We start from the raw sequence: 26,007 nt of genomic DNA on the forward strand, positions 1-26,007 counted from the left end.
TAAGCGCTTAAAACAAAAAGAGAAGGGTGTATGAGAGTGAAAAAATTCAAAGGTTCATTATTGCTTATTTTAGCTTTAGTTTTGGCTTTAGGAGGATGTGGCAACCAAGCTCAAGGTGGAGCTGACAACGGAGGTTCAGAAGCTAAATCCGTTAAACTGAAAATTTCAACCAACGTGCCCCCTGGTCATATATGGACGCAAACGGTAAACAAGTTTAAGGAAGATGTTGAAAAGCAAACAGATGGAAGGATTACGGTTGAAGTATTCCCAAGCTCTCAATTAGGGGGAACAAATGATGTTGTTCAAATGTTGAATTCAGGATCAGTGGACTACGCAGTGATCCCAACAGCATTTTTAACATCAAGCTATCCTGACTTAAATGCATGGTTTATGCCGTTCCTTTTTGAGGATATGGAAGATGCAATGAAAATGAGAGGTACCGACGAATCAAAAGAATTACTGAAAGTGTTTGCGAAAGATCAAAATTTCAAAGGTGTAGACTGGTTGTTTACGGGAAATCACAGTATCTTAATGAAAAACGGAAAAATGGATTCTCCTGAAGACTTTAAAGGGAAAAAGATTCGAGCTCCAGGAACACAAGCGATCACTGACCTGTACAATGCTTTAGGCGCTAGTGCCGTTTCCATGCCATTAACAGAGGTATATTCAGCACTTAAAACAGGCGTAGTGGATGGCATTAACGCCAGTGTAAACTCTATTGCCTCCCAAAAATATCATGAAATCGCAAATGACTTTACTTTACTGAACCAGACAGCATTTAATGCGGTTGTTTTACAGAGTAATTCAACGAATAAAAAATTAAGCGATTCTGATTTGGAATTGATCAACAATGCTATGAAGTCTGCTGTTGATTGGGGTAATGATGAGGCAATTACAGAGCTTGAAGAAAATATGAAAAAAGTTAAAAAGACAGACTTGAACATTCATAAAGTAGAAGATATCAAGCCTTTCTTATCAGTAAAAGACGAAATTTATCAAAAATATTCAGAACAATCTGACATAATTAAAGCATTTATTGAAAAAGCACAAGACTAATCGGATGTGATGAAATGGCTGTATTGAAGAAAATAAGTGATGGAATTTACAAGTTAGAAGCGGTTGTTATAAGTTTAGCGATCTTAATCATTTTTGTATCACTTACATTAAGTGTTATTTTTCGCTACTTTTTGGACAATCCATTGGAATGGTCAAGTGAGCTTTCACTTTACGGATTAGCTTGGACAACCTTTATCGGTGCGAGTATTACCATTAAGCGGCAGCAAAGCGCTGCCGTGACCATGGTTTATGAAAAAGTACCAGAGAAAGTCCAAAAGGGGCTAAAAGTTTTCATTCAATTGGTTGTGGTTTGTTTTGCTGCGTATATGTTTTATATCTCGTTTGGGTGGATTACACAACCAACTATAAGCTCACAAAAATCGTTAGGAATGGAGATCCCCTTATTTTATCCGTATCTGTGTGTCCCAATTGGATTCTTATTTATGACCATTCACTCGTTATACTTGTTACTTGATTCTATTCGTACATCGAAGAGGGATAACTTATGATCATATTATTGATTTTCTTTGCCTTATTACTCATTGGAATCCCCATATTTATGGTTCTTGGGATTAGTGGGATTTCTTATATTTTTGCTTCTGGCAATCTACCATTATTGGAAACAGCGCCACAAAGGCTGTTTTCTGCAAATATCAATTTCTCACTTCTCGCTATTCCGTTGTTTATTCTAGCTGGTGAGTTGATGAACCATGGCGGGATTACGAAAAGGCTGATCAAGTTCGCTCAGGTCTTAGTGGGTCACTTCAGAGGAGGACTGGCCTATGTGAATGTGGTGACCAATACCTTTTTGGCATCAATCCTAGGGTCTTCCTTAGCCCAAACAGCCATGATGAGTCGAATCATGGTACCAGCTATGGAAAAGGAAGGGTATAAAAGGGAGTTTAGTACTGCAACTACTGCAGCTGCTGCGATGATGGGGCCTATCATTCCACCAAGTATGACGTTCATCATTTATAGTGTCATCGCGGAAACATCGATCGGTACCATGTTTTTGGCTGGAATTGTTCCAGGGATCCTGATGGGGATTTCATTCGTAGGCTTAATTGCGTATTTTGGCTATACAATGAGTTTCCCTAAAACGGAAAGGTCAACATTTTCTGAGATTATTACAGCCTTTGTGCAAGTTTTTCCTGCGCTATCAGTACCGATAGTAATTGTAGGGGGAATTATTCTTGGAATCTTTACGGCAACGGAATCGGCAGCCTTTGCTTGTTTAATCGCCCTGCTAGCAGGACTTGTATTTTATCGTGAACTAAAAAAAAAGGAACTTCCGAAGGTATTCCTTGAGGCTGGTGTAACAACAGCTATTGTGACGATTTTAATTTCGATGGCTAAGTTATTTGGGTTAACACTCACATTTGAACGTATTCCGCAAATGATTACAGAGTGGATGGTGTCAGTGACAGATAACCCATTGTTCTTCTTACTTTTGATTAATGTCTTCTTATTATTAGTAGGAATGGTGATGGACGGTATTGCAGCGCTGATCATTTTAGCTCCAATACTAATCCCTGCTGCGGTTACCTATGATATTAACCTGATTCACTTCGGTGTTCTTTTCTGTATCAACATCGTGATTGGAAGCTTAACACCACCAGTTGGTTCAGGGCTGTTTGTTGCGGCAAGTACTGCTGAAGTGAAAATTGAAAAATTAGTGCGGTCATTAGCACCATTCTTGGTAGCTGTAGTCATCGTATTACTGATTGTAACGTATTTTCCGGAATTAATTATGTTTATTCCGAATCTAGCAAAATAACATATTAGTAGATTTAAATGGAGGTTTAACATGAAACTCGTAACTTATTATACAGATGCTGAAAACAGAATTGCTGCGATGCATGAAGAGTCAAAAATCATTGACTTGAATGAAGCGTATAAAGCTTATTTAGAATATAAAGGAGAATATTTCCCTGATGAGGTTGCGGATGCAAGAGTACCAAGTGACTCTCTTGCTTACTATTACGGGGGAGATGAAACGCATCGTGAAGCAAAAAAGGGTTATGAATTTGCTTTAAATCGCCCAAGTGAATTTTATACTCTTCAAGCAAATGATGTAAAAATTGGACCGCCAGTTTTAAATCCGAACAAAGTCATTTGTGTGGGTCACAACTACCGTGAGCACATTTTGGAAATGGGGCGTGACCTTCCGACTCATCCAGTGCTATTCGCTAAGTTCAACAATGCGATTTTAGGACCTGAAGATAACATTCCTTATTACAGTAACTTAACTGAGAAGCTAGATTACGAGGCGGAGTTCACTTTTGTTGTTGGTAAGCAAGCTAAAAATGTTCCGAAGGAAGAGGCGCTTGAATATGTTGCTGGTTACACGATTGTAAATGATGTAACTTCACGTGACATGCAAAAAAGAACTCTACAGTGGCTGCAAGGAAAATCAGTCGATGGAAGTGCTCCAATGGGGCCTTGGCTTGTCACTTCAGATGAGTTGCAGGACACAACTAATCTAGATGTTGTATTGCATGTGAATGGTGAGGAAAGGCAGCGTTCCAATACGAAAAATCTAGTTTTTGATGTTGCAAAACTGGTTGAGTTTTTATCTGAAATTATGACGTTGGAGCCGGGGGATGTGATCTGTACGGGAACACCTGGAGGAGTAGGTGTTGCTATGGATCCACCTCAATTCTTAAAGGATGGAGACAAAGTAACCATTTCTGTTGACCAGGTAGGTACGTTAGAAAATAATGTAAAAGAAGTTCATAAAGAAAACGTAAAAGAATATGCAAATAAGATTAATAGCTTATTGGATGAATTTGTAGAAACAGTACGCCAGGCTGACGATGGAATCATTGACGTGAAGCCATCAGAAGAGGAGTGGTCTATCCTTGAAGTGGTCAACCACGTGAATGAAGCCAACCAATACTGGTTGACTGAATTAAAAAGAGTTACAGAGGTGCCAGGCACTGAATGGGGGCGTGGATTGACTGACTCTGAAAGGTTGCGTGCTGTTGAAGAGGCGACGATGAATAATTTTGAAGAGACATTGAAATCTATTCAGTCGTTCAGAGCAAACATTCGTAGAGAAATCGTTGCTTTAGACGATGAACACCTGGATGAGGAGTCTCCGCATAGGAATCCGAAATTTGGGACAAAACCAGTATCGTTCTTACTGGACCACTTTATGGTAGAGCACATTGAAAAGCATATTGCACAAGTAAAACGTAATATGGAAAAGCTACAAAAATAATAGGAGGGTCACAAGTGGCTGGAAAAAATAGTTTTTTTGAAAGTGAAGAAGTTAAAGCGTTTAATGAGGATATTCAGCAGTATAATTTGGGACCTTTATGGAATGCGATTCCTGACTTAATGAATAAAACTCCGGATACGGGTGCAGAGCCGTATCTATGGAAATGGGAAACGATCTATCAAAAGTTAATGGAAGCGAAGGAGATCTTTACACCAGAGCGTGGTGGCGAACGTCGGGCGATCTATCTGCAAAACCCTGGCTTAACAGACAGAAAGCCGTGGGGATGGGGTTCGACAACACAGAACCTATATGCAGCGGTTCAGTTGATTTTACCTGGTGAGAAGGCGCCTTCCCACCGCCATACTCAAAGTGCGCTTCGTTTTATTACGAATGGAGATGGTGCTTTTAGTACGGTAGATGGTGAGAAGATGTACATGAATGAAGGAGACTTCCTCGTGACCCCAGGGGGACTATGGCACGGTCATGGTCATGAAGGGGACGAGCCGATGATTTGGATGGATTGTCTAGACATTCCTTTTGTATATAGTATAGGTGGAACATTCTTTGAGCCGTATCCAGATGGTCTACAGCCTGCGAAAAAGCCTGATAACTATTCGAGTCATCATTATGAAGGGGGAATGGTTCGCCCAATTACTCACCGAGAGCCCCAAGTTGCCCCCGTTGGGAAATATACATGGGCACAGACAAAAGATGCTCTAGATAGTATTAGCCAATATGAGCCAGATCCATATGATGGCTATGGCGTTGAGTACATTAATCCATCAACGGGTGAACAAGCGAACCCAACCATCCTGGCTAAATTATTGAAGCTACCAAGTGGGTTTAAAGGAAAAGCTCACCGTCATACAGATTCGAATATCTTTACGGTGTATAAAGGAAGCGGCTATACAGTAATTAATGGACAGAAGTTTGAATGGTCTAAAGGAGATTACTTTGTGATCCCGAGCTGGGCTACTCATGAGCATGTAGTAACCTCTTCGGAGGATGCTTATTTATTTAATGTTAGTGACCAACCAATCATGGAAAAGTTCAACTTCCAACAAGAAGAAGCCTATGAAGAAAATGAAGGACATCAACAGATTACAAGTGTTTTTGAACCGAAGTAACTGGTATCTTCCCCCCGACTGTTTAAACGCAAAAACGTAGTGGGGTCAGGCGTACCTGGGGCAACTTGGGATAGGTCAATCGTCCCTTCGATTCTCGAAATAGTAGGATAATGAACCTATACCATCGTACTGAAACTGTTAATATTAAAAATAGAAACTTTCTAGTTACTCTATACTCCATTGTTGTGGAAGCATATGAAAAGCCTGCACTCGTAATGAATGCAGGCTTTTATATATAGCTTGTCTTATTTACAACCCAACGGATATATACTTCGTCTCCAAATACTCCTCAATCCCATGATGACCACCTTCACGCCCAAGTCCACTTTGCTTAAACCCACCAAACGGAGCCTGTGGAGTGGATGGGAGTCCATCATTTAAACCAACAATTCCATATTCTAAATGCTCACTTATGGTGATACCTTTCGTTATGTTTTCTGTAAAGACGTAAGCAGATAGACCATAAATCGAGTCATTAGCTCTATGGATTGCTTCCTCTTCTGACTTGAAGGTTGCGATGGGTACAAGTGGCCCAAATGTTTCTTCCGTCATACAGATCATGTCATCTGTTGTATCTCTTACAACTACAGGATCAAAGAAGAGCCCATCTTGATTTTCTCCTTGATAGAACACTTTTGCGCCTTTTTGTTCAGCATCTTCTACATGACTTTGTACTTTTGATACAGCTTGCTCATCAATAAGTGGACCAATGTTGACGCCATCTTCTAATCCATTTCCTACTTTAAGTTTTTTTACTTCTTCAACTAGCTTATCTGTGAAAGGTTCTACGATTGATTCATGCACATATATACGGTTTGAACAAACACAAGTCTGACCAGCATTTCGGAATTTTGAGCCCATTACACCCTCGACTGCTTTATCCAAGTCAGCATCATTTGTAACGATTACAGGTGCATGTCCTCCTAGCTCAAGGGAGACTTTTTTGACCGTATCGGCTGATCCTTTCATCAATAGCTTTCCAACTTCAGTTGAGCCTGTAAATGTTAATTTGCGAACACGTTCATCTTCTAGCCAAGTCTCTCCAATGGCTTTTGGATCGCCTGTCACAACATTGATAACACCTTTAGGAATCCCTGCTTCTTCAGCAAGTAATGCTAGTTTAATAGCTGTAATCGGTGTTTGCTCAGCGGGCTTTATGACCACCGTACATCCTGTAGCAAGGGCAGGGGCAACTTTTCTCGTGATCATGGCTGCAGGGAAGTTCCAAGGTGTAATAACAGCGACCACGCCAACGGGTTGTTTTTGAACGAAAAGTCGTTTGTTTCGTTGTGTTGCGGGGATTTGTTCGCCGTACACGCGTTTTCCTTCTTCTGCATACCAAGAGATGAATCCATTAGCGTAGTTGATCTCGCCTCGGGATTCTTTTAATGGTTTTCCTTGTTCGATCGTCATCGTGCGTGCTAGGTCTTCTTTGTGTTCATTGATGAGGTCATGCCATTTTCGGATGACCTCACTTCGTTCATAGGCGGAATATTGGGACCAGCTTTTGAACGCTTGGGATGCAGCATCAACGGCTTGTTTTGCTTCATTGGCTCCTGCATGAGGAACGGTTGCAATAATCTCTCCAGTTGCTGGGTTGTTTACTTCTAATGGTGGTAATTCTTTTCCGATATCTTCTCCGTTTATTCTCATAGCATATGTTTCCATCGTTATCCTCCTTTTTGCTTGTTACGAGATTTTTTGTTTGATCTCTTCTTCTTCAATGTCTTTTGTAAAGATCTGATCGTTTTCACCAGTAAAGAACTGCTTACCGTACACTAATAGCGTCAGTAGTACACCTACAGCGAAGGCCCATGTTGCTCCTTTTGTTGCTAAGACAGCTCCGATAATACCTGCGATACCAAGGTCACGGTGACTTCGTGATTCTAATATACCTACTCGCACACTTACATAACCCTGGATTAATAACGTTAAAGCAAGGGCAATTCCTAGAATAGGTTGAACCAAGCTTACGATTGGCATGAGAATCAGTCCTGTATTGGTACCCCAACGGAAGGAACCTGATCCACCGAATAAGGAGTTCATCGCTTTTTTACCTTCTTTAAAGCGTTCAATGACAACAACTTGCATCGCTGCCCATAATGGACCAGCCATTGTTACGTCTGGACCTAGGAAACTCATGATCGAGTTACGTCCGCCGAAGATCATGTGAGCGCGGTTTTCGTTATAATCAATTTTTTCATCTCTTCGTACATCATCAGCTTCAGAGATAAGTGCTTTACTTTGTAGAACATCACCAAATAGGACAATGTAAGCTGCTAATACGGTCGGTACGGCTTTAACAAATAGCATAAAGGACGGGAAGCCAACTCCGAATACCGTATACTCGCTCCAAAGCGTGGCGAAGTCAGGGTTGATTAATCCCCATTCAATCGTTGGCCATGAAGCTTCACCGAATAGGGGAGCAATCACGACAGCTAAAATGATAATTGGAAAGATTCCTAGTTTCCCGATTAATCCCCATGCTGAGTTGCGATTTTTAAGTTTGTTGAAGTGTTTGGAAAAGATAATATAAAAGGCAATCCCTACAGCAATGGAAATGGACCATGGGAAGCTTTCGAATCGTCCGCCTACTTCAAACACGGATTTAACGGCTGCGATACCAGCTCCTAAAATAATTCCGGATTTAATCGCTGGTGGAACAAACGATACAACTTTTCTTGCTAGCCCGGTAACTCCTAAAAAGATAGAGAAGAGCCCGAGTGTTAACTGAAAGGCGACGAGAGCATGAACCCGGTCAACACCTTCAGGGAACGTGGATACATAAGCCATAATTAATGGAATGGCTGGTGTGATCCACCCTGGCACAACGGGATCTCCAAGTAGGTGGTGGGTTAAGTACAAGATACCGTTTAAAAGCACAACAGCTAAGGCAACCTCAAATGGCATGCCTAACAGTTCCGTCATTAAGGGGATTGCTGCCAAGTCAACAGCACACATCATAAGTCCTTGCACATAGTCTGGCCATTCAAATTTGTAGTGAATAAAAGGTAGTCTTAATTTGAATGGGCCTAATGGGATGTATGGAGATTCTTCTCCATAGTTACGATTTTTCCACATTTCGCATACCTCTTTTCTTATAGTTTTGGCACACTAGTTTCTAGTATGCAGATTGATAGATTTGTTCAATTTCTTTCTTTCCTAGTTTGCGAGGGTTGTTATTGAGCAATCTTTCAATTTTACTAGCATCCTCAGCCATGTTTGTTATGTCGCTTTCCGGTATATCAAAAGACCTTAAGCCTGTTGGGATATTCACTTCGGTGCATAGGCGTTCCATCGCTTTTACAGCTTGGTCTGCAGCATCTGAATCGGAAAGGTGAGAAACTTGTTCTCCGAAAGCATCTGCAATGTCACGGAAACGTTCGACGCAAGCGATTTTGTTCCATTCCATCACATAAGGGAGAAGGAGAGCGTTACTTACACCATGAGCGATATTGTAGCGGCCGCCTAATGGGTAAGCGAGTGCGTGTACAGCTCCTACGCCAGCGTTCCCAAACGCCATACCTGCCATCAGGCTAGCTGTCGCCATGTTTTCGCGCGCTTCCATGTGATCTGGATTCGCATAGGCTTTTGGAAGGTTTTTTGAGATCATTTTTATAGCCTGAATAGCTAGGGCATCTGTAATAGGGGAAGCGTTTACTGATATATACGCTTCGATTGCATGAACGAGGGCATCTACGCCACTTGCAGCTGTTACAGATGGGGGCATGGTTAACGTCATCTCCGGTGCTACAATGGCAACATCCGGGAGTAGGTAATCACTGACGATCCCCTTTTTCAACTGTGCTTCTTTATCAGATAGTATGGAGATATTGGTCACCTCAGATCCTGTTCCAGCCGTGGTAGGGAGAGTGATAATCGGACAGCCTTTCTGAGGGACAAGGTCTGTTCCAATAAGCTCCGCTAGCTGACCGTTATGGGATGATAAAGCCGATACACTTTTTGCGATATCAATCGCACTTCCTCCGCCAATGGCGATCAGGCTATCGTGATTCCCTTGTGAAAATACTTCGGCGCACTCTTCAACAATTTTTAATTCAGGATCTGGTTTAACCCCTGTAAATGTTTCATAAGAAAGCCCTTTCAAAAGTGGGGTGACTTGATCGACAACACCAACTTTCTGTAAGATTTCATCGGTTACGATTAACGGGTTGGAGACCTGTAGTCGATTCATTTCTTCCGACAGTTTTTCAGTTGCTCCGTTACCGGTTATGAGTTTGTTTGCGATTTTAAAAGTAGAGATAGACATGTTGTTTGGTACTCCTTTCTCGTTTACTTTTAAATATGCAAAATTCATGCCAAAACGGTGAATTTCTGAAAATAACGACAACGAGGCGGTTCGGAGTGAAAACGTTGCCATAAAAGTTTCGAAATTTTGAACAGGAAATCAATCGAAAATGGGAAGGGTGATTTAAATTCTAATCACCCTTCCCATTTTTTCATTTTCTGTACGATCGTTGATTGGCTTACTTCTAAAACTTCCGCTACTTTTCTTGTGGTTTTATATTTTCGCATTGCTTTTGTGATCATTTCTCGTTCGACTTGTTCAATTGCTTGTTTAAGAGGGATGATTTCTTGATCGTCTTTTCGTTTGGCGTCGTCCCGACTTTGGATAAGTTCCTCGGGGAGGTCTTCGCGTGTAATTTGATCCTCAGGTGTGATCACGACTAACTGCTCAATCAAGTTTTTCAACTCACGGATGTTCCCAGGCCATTCATAGTCATATAAAGCATCTAGGGCATCAAGCGTAATGGTTTTGTTGAATCCATAGGTTGAATTATATTCTTGCAAGAAATGCTGCGTCATCGCATGAATTTCTTTTGTTCGCTCACGTAGTGGAGGGATGCGAATCGGTACGACATTTAGTCGATAGTATAGGTCTTCACGGAAGTCTCCTTTTTCAACTAGGTTCTTCAGATTCTTGTGAGACGCTGCAATGATTCTGACATCAATATGTTTTAGTTTTGATGAACCAACAGGGTAAAAGGCTTGATCCTCAATGACTTTTAATAGTTTGACCTGGAGCTCCAAAGGCAAGTCTCCAATTTCGTCTAGAAATAACGTGCCCTGATCAGCAACCTCTAAAAGTCCTTTTTTGCCTTTAGTAAGAGCACCGGTAAATGCTCCTGGTTCATAGCCGAATAATTCAGCTTCGATTAAATTGGAAGCCAAATTTGTGCCTTGAAGTAAAGTTCATTGAAGATATTCCATTCAATTTTGTAAATTTACTTTTTCATCCAAAAAGTAATTATGTATAATAGAATAAAATACAGAATTTTTAAAAATTTTAAACACGAGGGGGATTACATGCAATTTCATGGTTTTTTAGGTGTATTTAACCGTATTTCTATTTGGATTATGCGTTTAGCATATCTGAATTTACTTTGGATCCTATTTACAATCATAGGCTTAATATTATTTGGTATGGGCCCCTCTACTATTTCCGTGTTTGTTATTATCCGGAAAATGCTTAATAGGGAAGAGGAAATAAAGGTTTTTAATGTTTTTAAGGTGCATTATAAAAAATATTTTCTAACAGGTAATATGTTGTTTATTATCTTTATCGCAATAGGGTTTATTTTTTACTTCGATGCAAATTTGTTTATTCAATATAACCATATTATATATCAATATATTGCTATTGTATTCTACATACTTACTTTTTGGTGCGGTTTATCCATAATATATGTAGGACCAATGTTTACTCATTATAATATGAGGTTCTTTGACTATATCAAGTATTCATCTTTATTTCCGTTTTTCGCACCATTTCAAACACTAATTATTTTATTAGGTATTTTAGGTTCTAATCTACTCTTTACATTTTTACCTGGTTTACTCCCATTCTTTTTTATTAGCTTACCTGCATTTATAATAAGTGTTTTCGCCTTTCAAGGGTTCAGAAAGTTAGAAGAGAAAAGAGCACAATCGAAGCAATTATTGAGGAATTTATAATGATTAAAAAGTTAAGAAGATTGTCCATTAAGTCGAAGCTTTTTCTATTAGTAGTTTTCTTTATTTTTTTTCCGTTCCTCTTTTTCGGATTTCTTTGGTATAGCCAGTCTACCAAGTTAATTGAAAAGACAGCTAAAAACTATAGTGAACAATTAGTTCAACAACAAAATCATTATTTGGAATATTACTTTGGGAATCTTGAACGTCTAACCTTTCCTGTAGTAACACATCCAGTTATCCAAGATTTTATTCTATTAGGCCCTGATGATAAATTTCAGAGTTTTATATTATCAAAAAGAATCGAAGAAGAAATTTCGCCTGAACTATATGGAAGAGGGGATATTTATTCCTTTAATGTTGCTTCAGAAAATGGAGTAGCTACATCAAGGTTTACTGCAGAAAAGTTTAAACGATATTCAAACGAGGATTCACCACAAATACGAGGCTTTAGTCTGAGGGAAGTACATACTGATAATATTGATTCCATTCCAGTTATAACCCTGACTCGCTCCTTTTTGGATTCTAAAACATACAGTACCAATGCTATGTTAATCATTGACTTAAAAATGAAGGTATTAAAAGAAATAAGTGAACAAACTCGTTTAGGAAAAACGGGTTTTATATGGATTACAGACGAAGAGGGAAGGATTCTTTACCATCCAACCGAGGAGAAGATCGGAAAGAAAGTAAGTGGAAAAGATTCAGAAAGAATTTTCACCTATAGTAAAGGTACTTACATTGAAGACATAGAAGGTGAAAAAACATTGATTACATACCATCAATCACCTTTAACGAACTTGATTATAGTAGCAGAGGTCCCTTTAAAAGAATTAATAGGAGAACTGGGTTCTATAAGGGGGTATTCTATTACGATCGGAATCATATTAATCACTACAGCATTATTACTTGTTGGTGGATTTTCGTTGTCATTAACAAAATCTTTAACAAATCTAAAAAAGTTAATGAAAAAAGCAGAAGAGGGAGATTTCACAAAAAGATCCCTTGAAAAAAGAGAAGATGAAATAGGTGAAGTAAATCGAAGTTTCAATAAGATGGTTCAAAAGTTACAACAACTGGTTGATGTCGCTCATCGTTCCGAAATAAAACAAAAAGAAATGGAAATAAAGCAAAGAGATTCTACTTTAAAAGCTATGCAATCTCAAATAAACCCCCATTTTTTATATAATACCCTGGAGCTCATTAACTCCCATGCAATTATGGATGATAACTCGACGATAAGTAGAATGGCTACCTCATTAGCAGATTTGTTTCGTTATAATATATCAAACCAATCTCAATTCGTTACCTTATATGAAGAAATGCAACAAGCGAAAGCTTACATGGACATTCAACAAGAAAGATATCCTGGCTTAAAAGTAGATATGGATTATGACGTAGAAATACTAAAGAAAGTAAAAGCAGTACGAATCATTTTACAACCACTAATTGAGAATGCATTTGAGCATGGTTATGAAAATCATAAATTGAAACCTAGTTATTTAGAAGTTAAAGGTTTTGTTAAAAATAGAAATTATTACTTAAATATTAGAGATAATGGGAGGGGGATGACAGCAGATATAAAAAATAAATATGAGTCAGCTTTTTCCATTAAGGGAAACCTTGGTTTAGTCGATGAGGTAGAAAAAAATGATATTAAACGGATTGGGCTATGGAATGTGCACTCAAGAATACGCTTAACGTTTGGTGATCAATATGGCTTAAAGATTGTTCGGACAGATGAAAGTGGGACAACGATACAAATAGAGTTACCAATGGAAGAATAAGGGGAGGGAAAGTTTTATGTATCGTACCATTCTTGTAGATGATGAGCCAATTATTAAGAAAAGTATAGCAAAGTTGATTGAAAAGAAGTTTTCTCATTTTGAAATTATTGGTGAAGCTGAAGACGGGCAAGAAGCACTAGAATTAACATTAAATTCTGATCCGGACCTCATTATTACTGATATACGAATGCCTGAAATGGATGGTATAGAATTAATAAGAGAAATACATAAGCTGAATAAAGGAACCCATATTGTTGTCGTTTCAGGCTATAACGAATTTGATTATGCTAAACAAGCTATTCACTATAATGCAGTTGATTACTTGCTCAAACCAGTAAAGCCACAAGAATTATACCTAACAATGGAAAGAGTGGAAGAAAAATTACAGAATAGAGATAGATATAAACCCGAGAATAGAAAGTGGCTCTGGGACTGTAAAATTTATAGTGAGGAGATGGTTGAATACATTTGGAAGGGGAGGATCATTGATATTAAATCCTACCTAACTAATGTACATAACTCCCTCCTTAATAATGATTTAGATCTGCCTGTTTTAAGACAGTTTTATATTGATATGCTTGCATTAATAAGAAATGGTTTGATTGAAAAAATTGGGGACAAGCCCGTCCTTAACAGGTTAAATGTTAAAGATATACCGGATAGTGAAATAGTTTCATTTATTATTAATATATTTAATGAAATTATAGAATTCATACAAGAATCTCGAGATTGGAGTAAATATTCTAAAGTTAATTCGGCTTTAAAGTTTATTGATAACCAATACTCCGATCCGGAGTTAAATTTACAAGTGGTCTCAAGGGAAATTGATATGTCTCCAACCTATTTTAGTCGGCAATTTAAAGAGGAAAAGGGAATTAGTTTCATTCAGTATTTGACACAACTTAGAATGGAAAAGGCGAAGGATTTATTGGAAGATGTCACTTTAAAAACGTATGAAGTTGCTGAAATGGTTGGGTATAATGATTATCCACATTTTGCAAAAACATTTAAGAAGCTTTATCAAGTTTCTCCGAATTCATATAGAAAATTGTTGAATAACTTATAATCTTAGAGTATCTATAGGAACTCCTGTTTTTAATTTGAGGTGAGAGATTTCATTGAACATTTAAAAACTGGGGTCTTTTTGTGTTAAATGATATAAATTTATTAAATTAAAATTCAGAATAATTAAAAAACGTAGAAAATTCACAACAAATCACAAGAAATTACATGGAAAATGAAAGCGATTTCAATTACAGTTTATATAACATAGCAGAAGGGACAGGAGGTTCGTAATGTTAGAAGATCAAAAGAAAGAACAAGCAGCACCTAGTCCAGAGTTTTTCGGATCAAATAAAAAAGTAATACAGCCTGTTAAAGGTAAGAAGAAAAATTATTTTATAAAACATTGGCAAATCTACTCCATGCTTATACCAGGAATTTTATATTTTATTATATTCAAATACATACCTCTTGGTGGAATTGTAATTGCCTTTCAAGATTACAACGTTTTTAATGGTGTTTTTGATAGTCCTTGGGTAGGTTTTAAACATTTCAAAAATTTGTTTGAATATCCAGAGTTTTATCAAGTTCTTAATAACACGATTTTAATCAGTTTGTACCAACTTATCCTTGGTTTTCCGGCACCAATAATTTTAGCATTATTATTGAATGAAGTAAGAAAAATGATGTTTAAACGCACAATTCAAACGGTTTTATATTTACCCCACTTTTTGTCTTGGGTAATTGTTGGGGGATTAGTAATTAGCTTCTTATCTCCTTCTACGGGTTTAGTAAACGAAGTAATTAAATACTTTGGAGGCGCTCCTATCTTCTTCGTTCAAGAGCCAGAATATTTCCGAGGCATAATAGTTTCTTCAGCTATATGGAAGGAAGTTGGTTGGGGAACAATCATTTACTTAGCTGCAATTGCGGGTATAAACCCTGAACTTTATGAAGCTGCTGAAGTGGATGGAGCGGGGAAGTTAAGACAAGCGATTAGTATTACAATTCCTAGCATTCTTCCCACAATTATGGTTCTACTATTACTTAAAATTGGAAACATTTTAGATTTAGGTTTCGAACAAATTTATATGCTACTGAATCCATTAGTACGTGATACTGGGGAAGTGTTTGACACATATATTTATCGCGTTGGATTGTTAGGAGGACAATATAGTTATACGACTGCTATTGGGTTGTTTAAATCTGTGGTTGGGTTCATATTGCTTGTTGGTGCAAACAAATTAAGTAAAAAAATCACAGGTAATTCTGTTTATTAAGCGAAAGGAGTTATCTTATGATTAAGCAGTCCTTCAGACAGAGATCATTTGCAAAGTTTAATTATGTTTTTCTTACAATACTTAGCATTTCGATGTTACTTCCCTTTTTTCACATAATTGCAGGGTCTTTTAGCTCAGGAAATGCCATTATGCAAGGTAGAGTTTCCTTATGGCCTGTTGAATTCACCTTTGATAATTATCGGGCTGTCCTATTTGATAAAAATATTTGGCGATCTTTTGGTGTGACAGTCTACATCACTGTTATGGGGACTTTTTTAAATTTATTTTTCACCTCATTAATGGCGTATGGACTCTCTAAATCAAATTTAAAAGGAAGAAAGATTATTATAATTATGGTGCTTTTTACAATGATATTTTCAGCACCACTTATTCCTTCTTATTTAGTGGTTAAATCTTTAGGGATGCTTAACACCTTATGGGCTCTGATGATACCGGGTCTAATAAGTGCATTTAACTTAATAATCATGATTTCATTTTTCCAAAATATACCTCAGGACCTTTTTGATTGCGCAAAAATTGATGGTTGTGGAGAATATCGAACACTGTGGAGTATAGTCATTCCGTTGTCCATGCCCTCACTAAGTACAATTGGTTTATTCTATGCAGTTGCTCATTGGAATGGATACTTTCAGGCATTGTTATTTATACGTGATCAAAGTCTCTTTCCATTACAAGTAAAGTTACGACAGTTGATTGTGGAAAGTGATGCAGAACAAATGATTCAAACGGCTGCTTTAACTGTTCAATCTATAGAGGGAATCAAAATGGCTTCAATTATTTTTGCTACAGTACCTATTTTAGTTATCTATCCTTTTATTCAAAAGCATTTCATGAAAGGTGCAATGCTTGGGTCTATTAAAGGGTAAATATAAAAAATTTGAGGGGGAAACCAAATGAAAAGAAATTTTATGTTTATCTGTCTAGTGTTTTTATTAGCTTTATTTGGAGTATTAACAGGTTGTAAATCAACTAGTGATGAAACATCTTCTGAAACAAATCAAAGTGATGAAGCATCATCTGAAACAAATCAAAGTAATGAAGAATCAAATGAAAAATCTAACGATGATTCAGCAGCTAAGACACCAACTATAAATGTTGCTCTTGAAACTGGCGGACTTCAATATATAGAAGGTCATAATGATATTAACAACGATCAATATGTGAAGCAGCTAGAGGAACTTGCTAATGTCAATTTAGAACTAGAGGTACTTCCTCATGAAAATTATGATCAAAATATTCAATTATTACTTGCTGGCGGAGAACTCCCTGACTTATTACAAACAAAGGGTATTAACCGTCCTGAAATAGCTCCTGCAGTAGATGCGGGTGTGTTTATGCCATTAAATGATTTACTTGAGAAACATGGGAAGAATCTACTGAAATATGTTCCTGAGGAGTCTTGGGATAACGCAAGGGTTAGTAAAGATGGGAAAATTTATGGTATTCCGCAAGAAAACCCTATTCGAAATTGTTGTGTTACTTATATGAGGAAAGATTGGCTAGATAAGCTTAATTTAGAAATTCCAAAAACAGTTGATGAGTATATTGAAGTTTTACGAGCATTTAAAACACAAGATCCAAATGGAAATGGATTACAAGATGAAATACCGTTCTCTGCACGAAAGAACTTTTCTTTCGGCCATGCATTTTTTAGTGCTTATGGAGTGCAACCAAGCTCATGGTCATATGAAGATGGAAAGTTATTACCTAACTTTATAAAACCTGAAATGAAAGAAGCTTTAAAAGTCTATCAAACTCTTTATGAAGAGAAATTATTAGACAATGAGTTCTTAGTTCAATCAGGTAAAGATTGGGATTCTAAAATTATAGGAGCTACACAGGTTGGAATGTGGGCACACTCTTCAGCGGCACCTGATTCATGGATACAGAGAATCCAGGCAAGTAATCCAGATGCTGAAATTGTTATTGTACCGTCCCCAGTAATTCCTGGAGGAGAGCCAGGAGGAATTTACCCGTTAGGCTCTAGTGTGTCTGACTTTGTGTGGACAATTCCAAAGGGTGCTAAAAACCCAGAAGAAATTATTAAGTTTTTGGATTGGTTCTATGCAAAAGGTAACGAAAAAGCAGATAAATTCTTCTTATATGGTATAGAAGGAAAAGATCATACTGTGGAAAATAACTCAGTTGAGTATGAATACCCTACTACCAATGAGGGGATTGGACAACAATTTATGTATCAGCAGTGGATTCATTTCACGGGACCGAAGGAGTTCTTAACTAATGAGGAATTTGTTAAAAATAAACCTCATGGCGAGTTAATTTATAATTCACTTCAGGTTGCTGATAATGAAGGTTTTGTAGATGATGGAGCAGATATGCCTCCGATGCCAACCCTTAAGGCACGTCCAGAGCTTGCATATGATGGTTTATGGTTAGAGTTTGCAGCAAAAGTTGTAACAGGTAAAGAATCTGCAGATAAATTTGACGATTTTGTTGAACAGTGGAAGGATCGTGGTGGTCAGAAACTTATCGAAGAAGCAACCGATTGGTATAACAAGAACAAAAAATAAAAAATGTGAAAATCCCTCAGATGGTACTCATCTGAGGGGTATTTTCCATATAGCTAGTAAGGAGAATAATTGTGAAGAAATTACATTTGTTATGTAATGCTCATTTAGATCCAGCATGGTTATGGGAACTAGAAGAAGGGGCAGGAGAAGCCCTTTCTACATTTAGAATAGCTGCTAATTTTTGTGAACAATACGATGGTTTTGTTTTTAATCATAATGAAGTTATTTTATATGAATGGATAGAACAGTTCGATCCTAAATTGTATAAAAGGATCCAAAATCTTGTAAAAGAAGGTAAATGGAATATTATGGGTGGTTGGTATCTGCAACCAGATTGTAATTTGCCTAGCGGTGAATCGTTTTTAAGACAAATATTACATGGAAGAAATTATTTTAAAGAAAAGTTTGATAAGCAACCAACCACTGCCATTAATTTTGATTCCTTTGGACATACAAAAGGGTTGGTTCAAATATTAGCAAAATCCGGGTACGACTCTTATATATTTTGCCGTCCTGATCAAAATGACTGCCCTTTACCATCAAACGATTTTATTTGGGAAGGGTATGATGGATCAAGTGTAATGGGGCATCGCGCATTCAACGCTTATTTATCAGGTAAAGGTAAAGCGCATTCAAAAGTCGGAAAGTGGATGGAGGAATATCCAGATAAAGAAGTTGGCCTAGTGTTATGGGGGATAGGGAATCATGGAGGAGGTCCCTCTAAGATCGACTTAGACAATCTAACAGAATTACAAGCAAGTTGGGAAGAATTCGATATTGTTCATTCTACACCTGAAGAATATTTCTCCGAGTTAAAAAGGTTAGAAAATCTTCCTACATATCAAAACGATTTAAATCCTTGGGCGCCAGGGTGTTATACCTCCCAAATTTTAATAAAACAGAAGCATCGCCAATTAGAAAACGAAATTTATATGGTTGAAAAAATGTGTTCGTCAGCTTCATTACAAGGTTTAATTGAATACCCGAAGGAAAACATTAATCAGGCAGTAAAAGATTTATTAACTGCTCAGTTTCACGATATCTTAGCGGGAACTTCTATAAAGGCAGTAGAAGATAGCTCACTCAGATTAATGGATCATGGTCTTGAGACCCTTTCAAGGGAAAAGTTAAAAGCGTTTTTTGCACTGACAAGTGGTGAGGATAAACCTAATGAAGATGAATTACCTATATTTGTTTACAATCCTCATCCATATAAAATAAAAACAATCATCGAGTGTGAGTTTCAATTACCAAAGTCATCGAAAGATAAATTCACACAGCCAGTTATTTTTAAAGATGGAGTACAAATTCTTTCGCAGGTGGAACAAGAAGAAAGTAACTTATATATCGATTGGAGAAAAAAAGTATCCTTTGTTGCTGAACTTGATCCATCCCAAATGAATCGATTTGATTGTACAGTTAATCTGCTTGAAGAAAAGCCTAAACCAACACTCATGAAGGAAAATGATTTTATTGAATTTCAAACAGAGGAGCTTCATATCATCATAAATTGTCGTACTGGATTAATCGATAAGTATGCAGTAAACGGTATAGATTACCTGAAAGAAGCTTCATTTTTACCTATTGTGGTTGATGATAATGAAGATTCATGGGGCTCACAAGTAAAAAGCTTTCCATCCAAAGTGGGAAAATTTAAATTAATGAGTCCAGCTCAATCAGCTAAAATGTCGGGTGTCCAGGCAAGTACGTTAGCACCTGTTCGTGTTATTGAAGATGGAGAAGTAAGGTCCATTATTGAAGTAATGTTTGAATACGGAAACTCAACTATTTGCCAACGATTCAAGCTTCCAAAAAAAGGGGCAGAAATAGAAGTAGAATTGATTACTCATTGGCTAGAAAAAGGTAAAATGTTAAAGCTTTCTGTACCAACTTTATTTGAAGAAGGAAAGTATTTTGGGCAGGTCGCTTATGGTTCTGATGAATTGGAACAAAATCATAGAGAAGTCGTTTCTCAGAAATGGAACTGTATTGTAAATGAAAGCGAACAATTAGCTTTTTCTTGTATAAATGATGGGGTGTACGGATCAGATGTGAATAATGGAGAGGTCAGATTATCCTTACTTCGTTCAGCAGGTTACTCTTCACTTATTGGTGGAGATAAAAATACGGTCATTCCTCAAGATAGATTTTCTAATCGATTAGATCAAGGGGAAAGACATTTTAAGTTTTGGTTTAATGCTTCAAAACTAAATGAGCGTATGGAGAAGGTTAATCATGAAGCCTTAATCCATAATGAAAAACCTTATGCCTTATCCTATTTTCCTTCAGGTGAAGGGGATAAGACTAATGGCTTAATAGAATTAAGTGATCATTCTGTAGAACTCTCTGTAATTAAACAAGCAGAATCTACAGATGATTTTATAATTAGATTGTTTGAAACTACCGGAGAGAGCCGAAAGGTAACTGTATCTTTACCATTTTTAGATGTAAAAGAAACCGTTAAATTAAAGCCTTATGAAATAAAAACATTTTTACTAGATACTAAGGATGAATGTTTAATAGAAACAGATTTATTAGAAAAACCTATAATGGCTCATGCCAATACAGTTATGGAGGATTAATATGGTAAAGCTTGCTATTGATGGAGGTACACCAGTAAGAAAAGCCCCCTTCCCTGAATGGCCTATTTTCGGTAAAGAGGAAGAAGAATTAATCGTTGAGGTGTTACATTCGAGAAAATGGGGAGGGAGCAACCGAAATAAGCTCCCTGATTTAGAGGGGAAATTTGCGAAAATGCATCATTCCAATTATGCCATTTCTGTTGTGAATGGCACTCTTGGTATCACTGTTGCCCTTCAAGCTGCAGGTGTTCAGCCTGGTGATGAAGTTATTATGCCTCCCTATACATTTATAGCCACAGCTACTGCAGCATTAATGTTTGGGGCAATACCCGTGTTCGTTGATGTAGAGGAAGAAAGTCTTGTGATTGATCCTAATAAAATTGAGGATGCTATAACTGAGAGAACGAAAGCGATCATTCCTGTGCATATTGCAGGTGCGTCATGTAATATGCCTGAAATTAATCAAATTGCTAAAAAGCATAATTTAGTTGTCATAGAAGATGCTGCTCAAGCGGTAGGAACAGAGTGGGAGAATAAACGAGTTGGTGCTTTAGGTGATTTGGGATCTTTTAGTTTTCAGTCAGGTAAAAATATTACATCCGGAGAAGGTGGAATGATCCTAACCAATAATCAACAATTTGCTGAAACGGCATGGTCCCTTTCAAATGTAGGCAGGAATAAAAAAGGTGCCTGGTACCAGCATGAGAGAATTGGCTGGAATTTAAGGATGACAGAGTTTCAAGCAGCTATTATTTTAGGCCAATTAACTAGATTAGAAGAGCAGTTTCAAAAACGTGAAAGAAATGCGTATTTTTTAGATCAACTGTTAAATGATATTGATGGAATTGAGCCGTTACCTCGAGATCCAAGAGTAAATCGACATGCCTACCATATGTATATGTTCCGATTAAGTAATGAGGCAGTCAACCAAGTAAAGAAAAATGAATTTATTGAAAGAGTAAATGGAGAAGGAATCCCGGTTATATCCGGCTATGTATCTTTAAATCAAAATGAAGCGGTCATTCAAGAAACAGCGAAATGGCTCGGAGAAGAAAGGACATACTCTTGTCCAATAAGTGAACGTGCAAGCAATGATCAAGTTATATGGCTACAACAAAGAATATTACTTGGGGATGAAAAGGATATGGAAGATATTGCTAAGGCGATTAGAAAAGTCATGAGCTCCTATTAATGTAATGGAGGGTGATGGAATGAATCAAATTGCAAAAATTGGTGTTTACATAGATGATCGATTATCTAAGCGCTATTGGGAATATGGGCAAAATGTATTCGCTTTATTTTTACATGAAGTATTAGGAAGATTACGTGTTCCCTATCAGACTATAAAGGATATTGATGAGGTTAAAACAAATGATTTCGATATTGTGATTGCTGGATTTTCACCTGAGACAAAAGATGAAGGAGAAAAAATACTGCAATACATGACAGATGGAGGCACAGTTTTAGCATTAGCAAACTTAAATCAGCTGGCACCAAGGTTAGGCTATAAAACGGGTAAAGAAATTAATGAAGGCTATGCCCAATATGACCATGAAAAATATACAAAACTAAGATTTTTAAATGCTTCCCCCTGGAATTCTATTCATAATAATGGAGACTACGTTCATAAAGGAGTAGTTTACGAGAAAGGTACTCAACCTTCTTTTAACACTCCACTATTTCAACAACTCCCAATAGGAGAGGGCAAATTCCATCGTTGTTCTGTTGACATTATGAAAACAATCGTCAATCTTCAACAAGGAAAAGAGCCTCTTTTTCATGATGGTGTTCCTGCACCAGATAACAGTGCTGAAATTGTAGATAATGTTTTGAAGGTTGACGATATGTACGCAATGGATTGGGATGAGGACCGGAAAACCACGGAGACCAATCAATCTTATTTTGCCTATCCTTATGCAGATTTATGGCGTGAGGTATTATTCAATTACTTAATTAACCTAGCCTTAGATAAGGACTTAACCGTACCTTTTGTAGGGTATTGGCCTGATCAGGTGAAAAGTGTAGCCTTGATGTCGCATGACAGTGACTATAATCAAGATGAACATGCTGAAACTACTTTGGATCTTTTAAATGAAACGGGAATTAAATCAACTTGGTGTATGATCCTGCCTGGATATAGTAAAGAAATCTATAACCGTGTCAAAGAGGAGGGGCATGAATTAGCCTTCCATTATAACGCAGTACATGTAGATGAAGGGGTTTGGAGTAGAGAAGCCTTCCATGAACAATTCACAGAGATAAAGGAGAATATTGGCCAAATCCCTATTCTATCAAATAAAAACCATTTAACTAGATACGAAGGCTGGGGGGAATTATTTGAATGGTGTGAAGAAACGGGTATTCAGTCTGATCAAACCTATGGACCTAGTAAAAAAGGAAATCTAGGCTTTTTATTTGGTACATGTCACCCTTACTTCCCTATAGCATGGGGGACGGATAGAAACCGTATGTATGATGTATTAGAAGCTGTTTTCCTTACACCTGATCTAGAGACAGGAAAATGGGGAGATACCTCAATTATTAACCCTATACTAGATGAAGTAATGAATGTACAAGGGGTAGCTCATTTCTTATTTCATCAAATTCATATTCATCGAAATAGTAAAGTCCGTAATGCATTTAGAGAGTTTGTGAGTAAAGCAAAAAGTAGAGGATTTACATTTTGGACTGGTAAAGAGTTAAATGAATGGGAGCGTTTAAAGAGGACCGTTTTTATTAATGAAATCAATGACCTTAACCACATTCAATATAAAGCTAATGAAGGTATAAAGAACTTTATCGTATATGTACCTACTAAATATACTGAAAACAAGGATGAATCTGTATTCGGGATCTCTTGTCGAAAAATAGTATGTCAGCCAGATGAGGTGAAAAAAGATGAAGTCAACATATGAAAATGAAGTATGGAAGATTTCTCAACTCCATTGGGAGAAAGCCAAGGAGGGAGAACTTTCAACAAGGTTTTATAAAATCCTGTCGCGATGGGTTTCATATGCTAAAGATGAGTTTAGTGAATGGACTGGCCGACCGAATTGTGGCTATTTTTTTGGGGGTAACTTTTGGTATAGTTCTGAGACCTCTTCGACAGCATTGGTTTTTGCTATTGTTGCAAAATTAGGGGAGTTTGACGAGGAAATAACTCAAATAAGTCGCGAAGATGCAAAGCAGAAAGCAATCCAATCTCTACGATATATGGGCTTTACCCATGATACGGGTCCTGAAGATTGTGTTCGAGTAAAAGGACCAAATAAATATACAAGCGAAAAGAAATGGGGAGGAAAAGGTGACCATTTCTTTATGGCGAGTCAAAATGGCAGATCCATTGCGTCTATTGCAAAAACTGCCTGGTTATTGTGGGAAGACCTCGATAAAGAAACGAAGATCTTAGTACAAAACATGGTTCAAGATTATTCGGATCGTTTTTGTGAGATGGATCCTAAAAGTGGTAGTTATTACGATACCCAATGTGAAGAAGATGCATGGACCTCAGAAGGAATATACGCTGCCGTTATGATGTTTCCGGATCACCCCCATCATGAACGTTGGGCAAAGGGTGCAAAGAATTGGGCTGTAAATACCGTTACAACTTATTGGGATCGACTAACCTCGAAATCTGGTCTAATCGAAAAAAGTTCAAGTACAGATATTAAGACCATTAACTTTCACCCAGATTACACGACGGAAAATCATGCCTTTGTGCATCCTAGTTACCTATGTGCTGGTATTAATCTTCGTGCATCTCAGCCTATATTAGCTCATATGAGTGGGCAGCCAATAGATGATGCTGCAATCTTTAATAATGAAAAATTATATGAAAAAACTGTTAAGCTATGGACCCAGTTTGATGGTCTGGCTGTTCCGATCCAAGGACAAGATTGGTGGTATAACAGGCATCATGAAAGGCAGTATACACATGCTGTGCTTAATGTCATTCATAATAATTCGGACGCAGCACGTCTAGAAAGAAATTGTCTTAACTCTATTGAAGCCATTCAAAACAGTAATCAAATTGGCTGTTTACTAGAAGAAAATGAGCATGTATTTAATCCAGAACACGCTCAATCATCAAGAGATTTTGAACCTGGTTCTGCTCTTGATTTAGCTAATGCCTATTTATTGCATGTCTTTGGGGGAAATGGAAGTGACCCTACACCTCAATCAGATCTTCTTCAAAAATTATCGGGTACCTATAGTTATCCTCATGGAAATTTTATTATTCACCGAACACCAGAAACGTTTACTAGCTTTAGTTGGCGGAACAATGTAATGCTGCTGAATCTACCTAAACAAGGAAATTGGAATATAACACCTATATTTAACAGTTATACAGGGGTTATGAAGTTTGAAAGCTCTAAGGGGATAAAAGGTTTGACCAATGAGGAATTTATACGTGGTATGGAAATGAATCACTTGCAAAAATTTGATGAGGGCTTTGCAACCACAGGTACCATAACACGTGGGGACGATGAAATCCAACAACAGCTTTCTGTTATCTCCTTACCAAATGGCCATAGTGTGTACACAGAGAAAATTACAGCATTAAAAGAATGTGAGATCAAAGAAGCGTACACAGGAAACCTTGGAGTGAGGAATGAAAACTATAAAGCTATTCCTCACTTAGCCCCGGGTGAAAGGTCTGTCTATTTACCAGACAAAAACCATAGCTTCAAAGGTTTTATTGGTAAAGAAGACAATCAAGAATTTCATTGGGGACCTCAAGAATTTTTAAACCTTGATCATAAAATAGGGTTTATCATAAATGGATCTAATGGTGTTAAATATATAAATCGTCATCAGTACGCAAGGTGGAAAGGAATAGAAGACTTTTTAATTTTAAATGATCTTGGAAACCTATCTTTATCAGAAGGTGATTCATTACCGGTTTTTACTATTGTTACTATGCCGAATAAGTCTTTTCAAGAGACGGAGGCATTAAATAATGACACCACATTTTTTGATTGTACAGACAGTCATGTTCAAGTGATAAGCCATGGTCGATACTTAGTCTTTAACAACTTTAATACTTTAGATAACTGGATCGTTGCTGAGGCTAAGATAAGTAATGATTTTCAATGTATATATGAAGGAATTAATGTGATACAAGATCAGGAATACAAATGGCAAGCCTATCTTCCAAGATTACAAAATGGATTTACAGAAAGTGAATGGAAGATTGTATCAAGTCAACTTTCTTCATTAAAATTGGAAATTCAAAGTAGAAATGGACGTTTAACATTTTTAAATTTATCTGAAGAATTATGTACGTTTAGGTTAAAGCATATGAAATCGAATGAAGAACTAGATATTAAGTTAAAAGGACAATCATTCCATACGATAAGTGCAGAACATTTATCTCATGATCCATACCACATGCAATAGGAACAGGTATAGTTTTATATTTTGA

The 26,007-nt window shown here is 37.3% G+C and carries 19 protein-coding genes; 15 read left to right on the plus strand and 4 right to left on the minus strand.

What is annotated here, in order from left to right:
- Positions 1 to 36: 36 nt before the first annotated feature.
- Genes H514_RS0101415 through H514_RS0101435 form a run of 5 tightly spaced genes read left to right on the plus strand, consistent with a single transcriptional unit; the run spans position 37 to position 5,406 of the window.
- A complete protein-coding gene (locus tag H514_RS0101415) occupies positions 37 to 1,056 on the plus strand; it encodes a TRAP transporter substrate-binding protein (protein ID WP_027445341.1) in 1,020 nt (339 codons plus the stop codon).
- A 14-nt stretch (positions 1,057 to 1,070) separates the two neighbouring features.
- On the plus strand, positions 1,071 to 1,565 hold the full coding sequence (locus H514_RS0101420) for a TRAP transporter small permease (protein ID WP_027445342.1): 495 nt from the start codon (positions 1,071 to 1,073) through the stop codon (positions 1,563 to 1,565).
- On the plus strand, positions 1,562 to 2,833 hold the full coding sequence (locus H514_RS0101425; RefSeq protein ID WP_027445343.1) for a TRAP transporter large permease: 1,272 nt from the start codon (positions 1,562 to 1,564) through the stop codon (positions 2,831 to 2,833). Before H514_RS0101420 ends, H514_RS0101425 begins: the two co-directional genes overlap by 4 nt.
- A 30-nt stretch (positions 2,834 to 2,863) precedes the next feature.
- Complete coding sequence (locus H514_RS24825; RefSeq protein ID WP_081983659.1) at positions 2,864 to 4,279, plus strand: fumarylacetoacetate hydrolase family protein; 1,416 nt, start codon at positions 2,864 to 2,866, stop codon at positions 4,277 to 4,279.
- Between the two features lie 14 nt (positions 4,280 to 4,293).
- The gene (locus H514_RS0101435) at positions 4,294 to 5,406 is read left to right on the plus strand and encodes a cupin domain-containing protein (protein WP_027445344.1); all 1,113 of its coding nucleotides are present in this window, start codon (positions 4,294 to 4,296) and stop codon (positions 5,404 to 5,406) included.
- A gap of 249 nt (positions 5,407 to 5,655) precedes the next feature.
- Here the strand turns inward: H514_RS0101435 and H514_RS0101440 are convergent, their stop codons facing one another.
- From H514_RS0101440 to H514_RS22220, 4 genes are all read right to left on the minus strand, one after another.
- A complete protein-coding gene (locus H514_RS0101440; RefSeq protein WP_027445345.1) occupies positions 5,656 to 7,074 on the minus strand; it encodes an NAD-dependent succinate-semialdehyde dehydrogenase in 1,419 nt (472 codons plus the stop codon).
- A 21-nt stretch (positions 7,075 to 7,095) separates the two neighbouring features.
- Positions 7,096 to 8,487, minus strand: coding sequence for a membrane protein (locus H514_RS0101445; RefSeq protein WP_027445346.1), 1,392 nt, complete (start codon positions 8,485 to 8,487; stop codon positions 7,096 to 7,098).
- A gap of 40 nt (positions 8,488 to 8,527) precedes the next feature.
- Complete coding sequence (locus tag H514_RS0101450) at positions 8,528 to 9,676, minus strand: iron-containing alcohol dehydrogenase (RefSeq protein ID WP_027445347.1); 1,149 nt, start codon at positions 9,674 to 9,676, stop codon at positions 8,528 to 8,530.
- A 173-nt stretch (positions 9,677 to 9,849) separates the two neighbouring features.
- A complete protein-coding gene (locus H514_RS22220) occupies positions 9,850 to 10,599 on the minus strand; it encodes a sigma-54 interaction domain-containing protein (RefSeq protein WP_051254971.1) in 750 nt (249 codons plus the stop codon).
- A gap of 135 nt (positions 10,600 to 10,734) precedes the next feature.
- Here H514_RS22220 and H514_RS0101460 point away from each other — a divergent pair, with 135 nt between their 5' ends.
- From H514_RS0101460 to H514_RS0101505, 10 genes are all read left to right on the plus strand, one after another.
- Positions 10,735 to 11,382 (plus strand): YesL family protein, encoded by a 648-nt coding sequence (locus H514_RS0101460; RefSeq protein ID WP_027445348.1) that lies wholly within the window; start codon positions 10,735 to 10,737, stop codon positions 11,380 to 11,382.
- Complete coding sequence (locus H514_RS0101465; RefSeq protein ID WP_027445349.1) at positions 11,382 to 13,166, plus strand: sensor histidine kinase; 1,785 nt, start codon at positions 11,382 to 11,384, stop codon at positions 13,164 to 13,166. The genes H514_RS0101460 and H514_RS0101465 overlap by 1 nt, the downstream gene beginning before the upstream one ends.
- A 16-nt stretch (positions 13,167 to 13,182) precedes the next feature.
- Complete coding sequence (locus tag H514_RS0101470; protein ID WP_027445350.1) at positions 13,183 to 14,232, plus strand: response regulator transcription factor; 1,050 nt, start codon at positions 13,183 to 13,185, stop codon at positions 14,230 to 14,232.
- Between the two features lie 229 nt (positions 14,233 to 14,461).
- Positions 14,462 to 15,448 carry an ABC transporter permease gene (locus H514_RS0101475; RefSeq protein ID WP_407946848.1) on the plus strand — a complete coding sequence of 329 codons (987 nt, stop codon included), beginning with the start codon at positions 14,462 to 14,464 and terminating at the stop codon, positions 15,446 to 15,448.
- Between the two features lie 149 nt (positions 15,449 to 15,597).
- On the plus strand, positions 15,598 to 16,335 hold the full coding sequence (locus H514_RS0101480) for a carbohydrate ABC transporter permease (protein ID WP_324604025.1): 738 nt from the start codon (positions 15,598 to 15,600) through the stop codon (positions 16,333 to 16,335).
- A gap of 27 nt (positions 16,336 to 16,362) precedes the next feature.
- Positions 16,363 to 18,000, plus strand: coding sequence for an extracellular solute-binding protein (locus H514_RS22225; protein ID WP_051254972.1), 1,638 nt, complete (start codon positions 16,363 to 16,365; stop codon positions 17,998 to 18,000).
- A gap of 71 nt (positions 18,001 to 18,071) precedes the next feature.
- Positions 18,072 to 20,582, plus strand: coding sequence for a glycoside hydrolase family 38 N-terminal domain-containing protein (locus tag H514_RS22230; protein WP_051254973.1), 2,511 nt, complete (start codon positions 18,072 to 18,074; stop codon positions 20,580 to 20,582).
- Position 20,583: 1 nt separating this feature from the next.
- Positions 20,584 to 21,774 carry a DegT/DnrJ/EryC1/StrS family aminotransferase gene (locus tag H514_RS0101495; protein ID WP_027445353.1) on the plus strand — a complete coding sequence of 397 codons (1,191 nt, stop codon included), beginning with the start codon at positions 20,584 to 20,586 and terminating at the stop codon, positions 21,772 to 21,774.
- 19 nt (positions 21,775 to 21,793) lie between these two features.
- Positions 21,794 to 23,497, plus strand: coding sequence for a polysaccharide deacetylase family protein (locus tag H514_RS22235; RefSeq protein WP_051254974.1), 1,704 nt, complete (start codon positions 21,794 to 21,796; stop codon positions 23,495 to 23,497).
- Positions 23,481 to 25,982: a hypothetical protein gene (locus H514_RS0101505; protein WP_027445354.1), complete on the plus strand. Its 2,502-nt coding sequence runs from the start codon at positions 23,481 to 23,483 to the stop codon at positions 25,980 to 25,982. Before H514_RS22235 ends, H514_RS0101505 begins: the two co-directional genes overlap by 17 nt.
- The last annotated feature ends 25 nt before the right edge of the window (positions 25,983 to 26,007 follow it).

Source organism: Pontibacillus marinus BH030004 = DSM 16465, from assembly GCF_000425225.1.
GTDB lineage: Bacteria > Bacillota > Bacilli > Bacillales > BH030062 > Pontibacillus > Pontibacillus marinus.